Source organism: Quadrisphaera setariae (genome assembly GCF_008041935.1).
Taxonomy (GTDB): Bacteria; Actinomycetota; Actinomycetes; order Actinomycetales; family Quadrisphaeraceae; genus Quadrisphaera; species Quadrisphaera setariae.
This window is the reverse complement of record NZ_VKAC01000031.1, coordinates 1-1,262: the sequence shown is the minus strand read 5'-3', so window position 1 is coordinate 1,262 and position 1,262 is coordinate 1. Positions and strand designations below refer to the sequence as shown.

Below are 1,262 nucleotides of genomic sequence, written 5' to 3'. Positions count from 1 at the left end.
CCTCGCCGCTCGTGCTGAAGGGCCGCGGGCGGTAGGGCTGGCGGTCGCGCAGCATCGCGAACATGACGTCGATGCGACGGCGGGACAGGCAGATCAGGGCGGCGTTGTGGCGGCGTCCCTCGGCGCGCTTGCGGTCGTAGTAGGCCCGGCTGGCCGGGTCTGACAGTGCCGCGAAGGCGGACAGGAACAGCGCTGACTTCAACGCGTGGTGCCCGCGCTGGGAGTGGCTCTCGCCCTTGATCGAGGACCCCGATCTGCGGGTCACCGGCGCCAGCCCGGCGTAGGAGGCAAGGTGCGCGGCGCTGGCGAAGGCGCGCCCGTCCCCGACGATGGTGAGGATCTTGATGGCGGTCCTGACCCCGACCCCCGGCATCGAGGTCAGGACCAGATGATCTGAGCGGCAAGAGGGTGGGCCTCCAGGCGCGCTTCCAGATCTACGGCAAGCGCCGCGCGTTCGTCGCGCACTTCGCGCAGCTGGGCTGCGACGCCGACCACGACGCGGCCGAATGCTGTGGTGCCAGCGATGGTCACGCTCTGCTGGCCAAGTGAAGTGAGGATCTGCGCCGGCAGGGTGCTCGCCAGACGGGGTGAGCGAGCTCGCATGAGGTCAGCGATGCCGTCTTCGCCGAGCTCGAGCAGGGCCGCGGGTGTGCCGGCGGCGGCGAGCAGGTCGATGACGCCGCCGCGGTCAAAGTGCCTGGCCAGGAGCCGTTCCAGGGCGGGGTGGACGTGGGTGAGGGCGTCGCGCAGCCGGTTGGTCAGGCGGGTGGCTTGCTGGGCGAGGTCGTCGTCGTAGCCGGCAAGCACTCCCAGGTCGGCGAGGGTCTCGTCGTCGGTGCCGACCCGGCGCAGGGTGTGAGGGTGGGAGCGGGCGGCATCAGCGATGACGTAAGCATCACGGGCGTCGGTCTTGGCCTGGCCGGGTTGTAGGTCAGCAAGGCGCCGCATCGTCAGGCCGGGCAGGTAGGCGACCTCGATGCCCATGTCGCGGGCCACGGCGATGGCCAGGGCGCCGATGGCGGCGGGCTGGTCGACCACTGCTAGGACCCTGCCGAGGGCGGTCAGCTTGGTGAAGACGGCGCGCAGGGCAGCTTCCTCGTTGGCCAGGGCCTTGTCGTGGACCTTGCGTCCGGCGGCATCCAGGGCGCAGGCGTGATGGTCGGCTTTACCGACGTCCAAGCCGACGTAGACGTCGAAGTGGTGCTCGGATGGGTCCATCGCGTCCTCCTGGTCGCCGTCGACGCACACGCGGCAGGCCAGCC

The 1,262-nt window shown here is 70.7% G+C and carries 1 pseudogene; it reads right to left on the bottom strand.

Annotated elements, in window-relative coordinates:
* Positions 1-1,218 (bottom strand): annotated as a pseudogene (locus tag FMM08_RS22755) (IS110 family RNA-guided transposase); the annotation flags it as partial.
* Positions 1,219-1,262: the final 44 nt, after the last annotated feature.